This window comes from Nocardioides sp. (assembly GCF_016462705.1).
In the GTDB taxonomy this organism is placed as follows: domain Bacteria; phylum Actinomycetota; class Actinomycetes; order Propionibacteriales; family Nocardioidaceae; genus Nocardioides.
The window spans coordinates 1-8,618 of record NZ_JAEMSS010000175.1; the positions used below are offsets into that span (position 1 = coordinate 1).

Consider the following 8,618-nt stretch of genomic DNA (forward strand, 5'->3'; position numbering starts at 1 on the left):
GTCCAGGAGCTCGCCGCTGGCCAGGCCGAGCACCCGCGCGGTGGAGGAGGGGTCGACCAGCTCGGTCGAGGACAGCGACTCGAGCTTCTGGAGCAGCTGCTCGGGGTTGCGGCTGCGCCGGCCGCCGGCGACGTAGTCGCGGATCACCAGCTCGCGCTCCGCGTCCACTCCGGTGATGAGCTCCTCCAGCTGGAGCGACAGCAGCCGGCCGTCGGTGCCGAGCTCGAGCACGTAGTCCTCGATCTCCGCGGCGATCCGGATGACCATCTCAAGCCGCTGGGCCACGACCGCCACGTCGCGGACGGTCACCAGGTCCTCGATCTCCAGCGCGGACAGGGTGCTGGACACCTCGTCGAGCCGGAGCTTGTAGCGCTCGAGGGTCGCCAGCGCCTGGTTGGCCCGGGCCAGGATCTGACCGGCCTCCTCCAGGACGTGCCGGGTCTCGCCGACGTACGCCGCGATGATCTGCATCGACTGCGACACCGAGATGACGGGGAACCCGGTCTGCCGGGCGACGCGGTCGGCGGTGCGGTGCCGGGTGCCGGTCTCCTCCGAGGGGATCGACTGGTCGGGCATCAGGTGCACTGCGGCCTTGAGGATCCGGGTCAGGTCGCGGTCCAGGATGATCGCGCCGTCCATCTTGGCGAGCTCGCGGAGCCCGGTGGCGGTGAACGGCACGTCGAGGTCGAAGCCACCGGTGGCGATCGACTCGACGGTGCGGTCGCTGCCGATCACGATGAGCGCCCCGGTGCGGCCACGCAGGATGCGCTCGAGGCCGTCGCGCAGCGCGGTCCCGGGCGCGATCGAGGCCAGCGTGGCGCGCAGGCGCAGCTGTTCGTCGGTCCGCTCGGCCATGGGGGCTCCCGTTCACTCGTGCAGGGGAAGCGTAAGGCAGGGAGGTGTCGTGCCCCTGCTACTTAAGTCTCGGCCTTCCTCGCGGAGGTCTCGGCTTCCTCGTCACTCGTCCACGGCGCGCAGCCCGTGCCGCTCCTTGGTGAGGGCGAGCAGCCGCAGCGCCGAGGCGACGTCGGGGACCTCGAGGATCTTCATGCCGTCCAGCTCGCGGGTGCTGACCGCCCGTGGGCCCCGCGGCTCGGCGGAGCGCTCGGCGGGGACCACCGCGACCCGGAAGCCCAGCCGGGCGGCCTCGGCCAGCCGCTGCGGCAGGTCGCGGACCCGGCGCAGCTCACCGGCCAGCCCGATCTCGCCCATCGCGACGACGCCCGCGGGGGGAGGGGTGCCCAGGGTGGCGGACGCCAGGGAGACCGCCACCGCGAGGTCGCTGGCCGGCTCGGACAGCTTGGCGCCGCCCACGGTGGAGGCGAACACGTCGTGGGAGTGCAGCCGCAGGCCGCAGTGCTGGGCCAGGACCGCCAGGACCATCGCGACCCGGGACCCGTCGAGGCCGGACGTCGTCCGTCGGGGGCGCTCCAACGGCGAGGGCGTGACCAGCGCCTGGACCTCGGCGAGCATCGGCCGGCGACCCTCCATGGTGACCGCGACGCAGGTGCCGGGGACGGTGCCGCCCTGGTGCTCGACGAACAGGCCGGTGGGGTCGGTGACCGCGGTGATGCCCTCGGGGCCGAGGTCGAAGCAGCCGACCTCGTCGACCGGGCCGAACCGGTTCTTCATCGCCCGGACCATCCGGAAGCGGGAGTTGCGGTCGCCCTCGAAGTGCAGGACGACGTCGACGAGGTGCTCGAGGACCCGCGGCCCGGCGATCGAGCCGTCCTTGGTGACGTGCCCGATCAGGACCGTGGCGATGTTGCGGGTCTTCGCGACCCGGATCAGGGCGGCCGCGACCTCCTTGACCTGGGTCACCCCGCCGGGCACGCCCTCGATGCCCGCGGCGCCGATGGTCTGCACGGAGTCGACGACCAAGAGCGTCGGGCGCACCTCCTCGATGTGGGTGAGCACGGCTCCGAGGTCGTTCTCGGCGGCGAGGAACAGCTCGCTCTGGACGCCCCCCGTGCGGTCGGCGCGCAGCCGGACCTGCGAGGCGGACTCCTCCCCGGTGACGTAGAGCGCGCGGTGCTGGTAGCGGGCGGTCTGCGCCGCCACCTCGAGCAGCAGCGTGCTCTTGCCGACCCCGGGCTCGCCCGCGAGCAGGATCGCCGCGCCGGGCACGATGCCCCCGCCGAGGACCCGGTCGAGCTCGGGCACCCCGCTGCTGCGGAACCGGGACTGCTCCACCGAGACGTCCCCGATCGGCACCGCCGCGGTCGTGACGGGTGCTGCCGCCGTACGCACGGACGGTGCGGCCGCCTCGGCGACCGAACCCCACGCCTGGCACTCGCCGCAGCGGCCGGCCCACTTGCCGGTCTCCCAGCCGCACTCGCTGCAGCGGTAGGCGGGGCGCGGAGCTCGAGCTGCTTTGGCCATGTGGCGAACCTAGATCGCCCCTCCGACACTGCGGGGCCGCCACTCCGCCGCCGCACCGTCACCTGCACGGGTGTGCCGTGGCTATCCTGTCCGTTGACACGGTTTGAACGATCCATTGAACGATCAAGACGCGCGTCGCTTGGGGAGGTGTACGTGTCCCGGATCCTGAGCCGGCTGCCGGTGACGCCGCCGACGCTGGCCGATGTCGCCGAGCGGGCGGGGGTCTCCCGCCAGACCGTCTCCAACGCCGTCAACAACCCCGAGCTGCTCCGCGACGACACCCTGCAGCGCGTGCAGGAGGCGATCGCCGAGCTCGGCTACCTGCCCAACCGTGCGGCCCGCAACCTGCGCACGCGCTCCTCGCACCTGGTCGGGCTGCCGATCAAGGCCGTCGAGGAGGGCACCGCCAACGCGCAGATGGACCGGTTCGTGCACTCACTGGTGGAGGCGTCCAGTGCGGTCGGCTACCACGTGCTGCTGTTCACCGGCGCCCAGACGGGTGACCCCGAGGACGACCTGCCCGGCTACGACGACCTGCTCCGCTCGACGGCCGTCGACGCGTTCGTGGTGACCGACACCTATCTCGGCAACCCCCAGGCCGACTGGCTCAACGACCGCCGGGCGCCGTTCGTCGCGTTCGGCCGACCGTGGAACGACCCCGACGCCAGGCACCCGTGGGTCGACGTCGACGGCGCGGCCGGCACCGAGCTGGCGACCACGCACCTCATCGACAAGGGCCACGAGCGGATCGCGTGGATCGGGTGGCGCAAGGACTCGCTGCTCGGCGAGGAGCGGCGGGCGGGCTGGTCCCGGACGATGCGGGCCCGCGGGCTGTCGACCACCGGCCTCGCCTCGCGCGTCGAGGACACGGTGGCGTCGGGCCGGGAGGCCAGCGGCGTCCTCCTCGACGAGGCGCACCCCTCTGCGTTCGTCTGCGCCTCCGACACCCTGGCCATGGGGGTGCTGCACACCCTGGCCGAGCGCGGCCTGCGCGCCGGACCGGACGTCGCGGTCACCGGCTTCGACGACTCGCAGGTCGCGCAGGTGGTCCCGCCCGGCCTCACCTCGGTCCGGCAGCCGCTGGAGGAGGTGGCGGTCGAGGTGGTCAAGGCCCTGGCCAACCTCCTCGGCCCCCCGAGCGGCGACACCCGCGGCGTGCTCCTCACCCCGACCCTGGTCGTCCGCGGGTCGAGCTAGCGGCGGAGTCCCCGGATATCCGGTGACCCCGACGCTTCTGCACCTAGATCTCGGTGCAGAAGCGAGAAGGTCCCCGGATATCCGGTGACCCCGCCGCCAGGCCCGTCCGCCTCAGAACCGCTTCCACCACACGTTCACGGCGTAGTCGACCTCCAGGCCCTCGTGGCTGGCCAGGACGTCCTCCGCGACGGCGGTGGGCAGCTCGATCCGGACGACCGCCTCGAGGTCCGCGCGCGAGGTGAACCGCCAGCCCATGTCGACGGGTTCGCGGGTCCAGCCGTGTGTCGACCAGAACCGCTCGACGGCGGCCGGGTCGACGTCGGGGTAGCCGCGCCGGAACCAGCCGCCGAAGGTCGAGCGGGTCGGGTCGTTGTCGACGACGAGGGCGGTCCCGCCCCGGCGTACGACGCGGTCGAGCTCGGCCAGGCCGGGCTCCGATCCCGGTCCGAAGAAATAGGCCCAGCGCGCGTGCACCACGTCGAGCGAGGCGTCCGGCAGCGGCACCGCCTCGGCCATCCCGGTAGTGACGGTGACATGGGCGAGCCGGCGGGTACGCCGGCGCGCCAGCGCGACCAGGTCCGGGTGCGGCTCCACGCCGACGACGGACGCCGCGGTCCCGGCGAAGCGCGGCAGGTGGAACCCGGTGCCGCAGCCCAGGTCGAGGACGTCCCGGCCCCGCCAGTCCGCGAGGGACTCCAGGGCCGCCCAGAGCCGGCCGTCGGGGTCGGCGGCGCGGTTCTCGACCTCGTAGGTCGCGGTGTGGTGCCAGATGTTGGGGCTGGGCCGAGCCCCGCGAAGCGGACCGGGTCGCGCGGTCAGAGCCGGACGAGACCCGTCGGGGTCTGGATCTGCACGGCGTTGATGCCGGGGGTGCCGTTGGGGGCGACCCACTCGACCTTGACGTCCTCCAGCGGGGCCTCGACGGACTCGCCGAGCCACTCGCTGACCCGCTGCGGGTCGCCGGCGATCTCCAGGCAGGCGAGGGAGAACCGGCCGTCGGCACCCGCGCTCGGGTGCAGCTCGGCGGGGACCTCCCACTGGATGAAGAACGGCAGCTGCGGGTCGGCGATGAGCCCGTTGACGCCGATCTGCCGCCAGCGCAGCTCGGTGCCGTCGGGGCGGTGCCGGTTGCCCACCACGGCCTCGCGGCCCAGCCGGGACTCGAGGGGCGTGATGTCGTCGACCGCGACGACCCAGCCCAGCCAGCCGCCGCCGTGCGCCGAGCGGGCGCGCACGGCCTGGCCGAACGGCGCCTTGTCGGACGCCGGGTGGTCGAGGACCTCGACGATCTCGAGGTAGGTCGAGTCGGTCAGCGGCAGGATCATGTTGCGGGTGCCGAAGCGCGGGTGCACGCCGCCGTCGGTGAACGACGTCCCGAGGAGGGCGCCCAGACGTTCGGCCGTCCCGGCCAGTCCGTCAGGCCCGGCGGCGAAGGAGAGATGGTCGAGACGCATGCAGAGATTGTGAACAAGCCATCTGCGACGCCGCACATCGGGGTCGCAGTCTCTCGATATCGAGACGAGTCGCGCGTGCGAGCGAAGCGAGCCTTGCGAGCGGAGCGAGCACTCCTCGTGATCGGCTCCGGCGGGCATGACGACGGCGGAGCTCGCGAGCGGAGCGAGCGTCCTCAAGCCCGTCCGGGGCCGAGGCTCACGAGGGTGTTCGAGATGCGGGATGGATCGCCAGCCGCGACCGCGACGCCAGGTGCTCCTCGCAGTGCCTCGCCAGCTCGTCGTACGCCGCCTGGCCCATCAGCGCGACCAGCTCGTTGGCCGACGTGATGTAGAGCGGCTCCGTGGCGACGTGCGCCTCGGTGTTGCCGGAGCAGTACCAGTCGAGGTCGTGCCCGCCCGGCCCCCAGCCGCGCCGGTCGTACTCCTGGATCGACACCTCGGTGTAGCTGGTGCCGTCCTGCCGCTCGACGGTGCGGAACGTACGCCGGATCGGGAGCTGCCAGCAGACGTCGGGCTTGGTCTCGAGCGGGTCCTTCTCCAGGACGTAGGCCAGGGCGTGCAGCGCGCAGCCGGCCCCGAGGTGGAAGTCCTGGCGGTTGTGGAAGATGCACGCTTCCTGGCCGTCGACCTCCACGACCCTGGTCTTGCGCTCGCCCTCGTCGTCCTTGTCGACCCAGTCCCGGGTGCGCAGCTTGCCCGCGGGCTTGAGCTGCCACAGCGTCTCGTCGAGCTGGCCGACGTACTCCGCCACCCGCTTCTCGTCGTCCTTGTCGGCGAAGTGCGCGCCGAGCGTGCAGCAGCCGACGTCGGGGGAGGTCTTGTAGATGCCGTGGCAGCCCTGCCCGAAGATGCACGTGTACCGCGACGTCAGCCAGGTCAGGTCGCAGCGCATGACCTCGGACTCGTCGGCGGGGTTGACGAACTCGACCCACGCACGCGGGAACACCAGGTCGACCTCGGGCACCCGGCAACCCTACGGGCGACGGCGGCGCGAGTACGTTTGACCCATGCGGGTAGGCGTCCTGGACATCGGGTCCAACACCGGGCACCTGCTCGTGGTCGACGCGCACGGGGGTGCCGCGCCGCTCCCGGCGTTCTCCCACAAGCAGCCCCTGCGGCTCACCGAGCACCTCGACGAGGCGGGTGCCGTGGACCAGGGCGGCATCGACGCGCTCACCTCGTTCACCGCGGAGGCGCTGCTGGTCGCCGAGGACAAGGGCTGTGAGGACGTCCTCGGGTTCGCGACGTCGGCGGTGCGCGACGCGGTCAACTCCGACGAGGTGCTCGAGCACGTGCGGGAGCGGACCGGCGTGCGCATCGACGTGCTGTCCGGCGAGGACGAGGCCCGGCTGACCTTCCTGGCCGTACGCCGGTGGTTCGGCTGGTCCGCGGGCCGGCTGGCGGTCTTCGACATCGGCGGCGGCTCGCTCGAGATCGCGGGCGGTGCCGACGAGTCCCCGGACGTGGCCTGGTCCCTGCCGCTCGGCGCGGCCCGGCTGGCCCGGACCTACTTCCGCGACGGCGCGCCCAGCGAGGACGGCGTCCGCGAGATCCGCCGCGAGATCCGCGCGGAGATCGCCCGGGACGCCGGCCACCTGCTCCGCGCCGGCTCGCCCGACCGCGCGGCCGCGACCTCCAAGACGTTCCGCTCGCTGGCCCGGATCTGCGGGGCGGCGCCGTCCGGCGACGGTGCGCTCGTGCCGCGCACGCTGCCCCTGGCCGAGCTCCGGGAGTGGATCCCCAAGCTCGTCGCGATGCCCACCGAGGAGCTCGCGTCGCTGCCGGGCGTCTCGCCCAGCCGGCGGCACCAGATCGTGCCCGGAGCACTGGTCGCCGAGGGGTGCATGGACATCTTCGGGCTCGACGAGCTGGAGATCTGCCCCTGGGCGCTGCGCGAGGGCGTGATCCTGGAGCGGATCGACCAGATGTCGGTCCTGGGCGCCCAGTGACCCGGATCGGGCTCTCCTCGTCCTCGGTCTACCCCGAGTCGACGGCACACGCCTTCGGGTACGCCGCGAAGGTCGGCTACGACGCCGTCGAGGTCATGGTGATCGACGCACTGAGCCAGCAGATCTCCACGGTGGCGCAGCTCTCCGAGCACCACGGCGTACCGGTCTCGGCGATCCACGCTCCCTGCCTGCTGTTCACCCAGCGGGTCTGGGGGACCGAGCCGTGGGGCAAGCTCGAGCGCTCGGCCGAGATGGCCGCGGCGGTCGGCGCCGAGGTGGTCGTCGTGCACCCGCCGTTCCGCTGGCAAAAGGAGTACGCCGCCAACTTCGTCGACGGCATCGCCGCCCTCGAGGAGTCGACCGGCATCGCGTTCGCGGTGGAGAACATGTACCCGTGGCGGGCCTCCTCGCGGCGCGGCATCGAGATGTACCTGCCCGGCTGGGACCCGTCCCAGGAGCCCTACGCCAACACGACCATCGACCTCTCGCACGCGGCGATCGCGGCCTCCGACCCGATCGCCATGGCCGACCGCCTGGGCGACCGGCTGCGGCACGTCCACCTCACCGACGGCACCGGGTCGGCCAAGGACGAGCACCTGGTCCCCGGGCGCGGCTCGGTCGGCGCCGCGGCGTTCCTGGAGCACGTGGCGGGCACCGGGTTCTCCGGCGAGATCGTGGTCGAGATCAACACCCGCAAGTGCAACACCCGGACCGAGCGCGAGGCCGACCTGCGGGAGTCGCTGGAGTTCGCCCGCGAGCACTTCCTGGCCGTCCGCACGCCCTAGATGACTGATTCCCAGGGCTCGCACGCTCCGCGACGCCCAGCATCCACGCTGGCCGCGTTGCCGTCGCTGGTCGGACGACCGAGTACGACGCCGCTCCGGCGCCTTGCCAGCGCGGCGCTGAGCGCCGCTCGCTTGCACGATCCCTGGGAATCAGTCATCTAGCCGGCCCGCCCGACGAGTCCTGTCTCGTACGCCGTCACGACCAGCTGAGCCCGGTCCCGCGCGCCCAGCTTGAGGAACAGCCGCGAGACGTGGGTCTTGGCGGTGAGCGGCGACAGCACCAGGTGGGCAGCGATCTCCTGGTTGGACATCCCGCGGCCGACCAGGGTCAGCACCTCGCGCTCCCGCGGGGTGAGGTCGGCCAGGAGGGCCTCGGTTCCGGCGTCCGGCGCGGCGTCCTCCGCCCGGGAGTCTCCCGGAGGGCCGCCCGACGTCACGAAGGCCTCGATGAGCCGCCCGGTGACCCGCGGCGACAGCAGGGACTGCCCGTCGGCGACGACCCGGACCGCGTCGATCAGGGCCGTGGGCTCGACGTCCTTGAGCAGGAACCCGGACGCTCCGGCGCGGAGGGCGCCGAAGACGTACTCGTCGAGCTCGAAGGTCGTCAGGACCAGGATGCGGGTGCCGCGCAGCGCCGGGTCAGCGGTGATCTGCGTCGTGGCCTGCAGACCGTCGAGCCGCGGCATCCGGATGTCCATCAGGACCACGTCGGGCCGGGTCTCGGTCGCGAGGACGACCGCCTCGAGACCGTCGACGGCCTCCCCGACGACCTCGATGTCGTCCTCGGACTCCAGCAGCGCCCGGAAGCCGGCCCGGACCAGCGTCTGGTCGTCGGCCACGAGGACCCGGAT

At 72.7% G+C, this 8,618-nt stretch carries 9 protein-coding genes; 3 read left to right on the forward strand and 6 right to left on the reverse strand.

The window, feature by feature from the left end:
• Both disA and radA read right to left on the reverse strand, forming a co-directional pair.
• Window positions 1-855 (reverse strand): DNA integrity scanning diadenylate cyclase DisA (gene disA, locus JHD21_RS17970; protein ID WP_292677953.1); only part of this gene is annotated, 855 nt, incomplete at its 3' end.
• A gap of 102 nt (window positions 856-957) precedes the next feature.
• Window positions 958-2,382, reverse strand: a complete 1,425-nt coding sequence (gene radA, locus JHD21_RS17975) for a DNA repair protein RadA (protein ID WP_292677955.1) — start codon at window positions 2,380-2,382, stop codon at window positions 958-960.
• 153 nt (window positions 2,383-2,535) lie between these two features.
• Between radA and JHD21_RS17980 the strand changes: the two genes are divergently transcribed.
• Window positions 2,536-3,579 (forward strand): LacI family DNA-binding transcriptional regulator, encoded by a 1,044-nt coding sequence (locus JHD21_RS17980; protein ID WP_292677957.1) that lies wholly within the window; start codon window positions 2,536-2,538, stop codon window positions 3,577-3,579.
• A gap of 111 nt (window positions 3,580-3,690) precedes the next feature.
• On the opposite strand, the gene JHD21_RS17985 is transcribed toward JHD21_RS17980, so the two are convergent.
• The 3 genes from JHD21_RS17985 to JHD21_RS17995 form a co-directional block, all read right to left on the reverse strand.
• Window positions 3,691-4,470, reverse strand: a complete 780-nt coding sequence (locus tag JHD21_RS17985) for a class I SAM-dependent methyltransferase (RefSeq protein ID WP_292677959.1) — start codon at window positions 4,468-4,470, stop codon at window positions 3,691-3,693.
• A complete protein-coding gene (locus JHD21_RS17990; RefSeq protein WP_292677961.1) occupies window positions 4,395-5,033 on the reverse strand; it encodes a VOC family protein in 639 nt (212 codons plus the stop codon). The genes JHD21_RS17985 and JHD21_RS17990 overlap by 76 nt, the downstream gene beginning before the upstream one ends.
• A gap of 196 nt (window positions 5,034-5,229) precedes the next feature.
• Window positions 5,230-5,997 (reverse strand): hypothetical protein, encoded by a 768-nt coding sequence (locus tag JHD21_RS17995; RefSeq protein WP_292677963.1) that lies wholly within the window; start codon window positions 5,995-5,997, stop codon window positions 5,230-5,232.
• 43 nt (window positions 5,998-6,040) lie between these two features.
• On the opposite strand from JHD21_RS17995, the gene JHD21_RS18000 reads away from it, so the two are divergent.
• Both JHD21_RS18000 and JHD21_RS18005 read left to right on the forward strand, forming a co-directional pair.
• Window positions 6,041-6,982: a Ppx/GppA phosphatase family protein gene (locus JHD21_RS18000; RefSeq protein ID WP_292677965.1), complete on the forward strand. Its 942-nt coding sequence runs from the start codon at window positions 6,041-6,043 to the stop codon at window positions 6,980-6,982.
• Window positions 6,979-7,767, forward strand: a complete 789-nt coding sequence (locus JHD21_RS18005) for a sugar phosphate isomerase/epimerase (RefSeq protein ID WP_292677968.1) — start codon at window positions 6,979-6,981, stop codon at window positions 7,765-7,767. The genes JHD21_RS18000 and JHD21_RS18005 overlap by 4 nt, the downstream gene beginning before the upstream one ends.
• 158 nt (window positions 7,768-7,925) lie before the next feature.
• Here JHD21_RS18005 and JHD21_RS18010 read toward each other — a convergent pair.
• Window positions 7,926-8,618: response regulator transcription factor (locus JHD21_RS18010; protein ID WP_292677970.1), on the reverse strand; the 693-nt coding region annotated here is incomplete at its 5' end.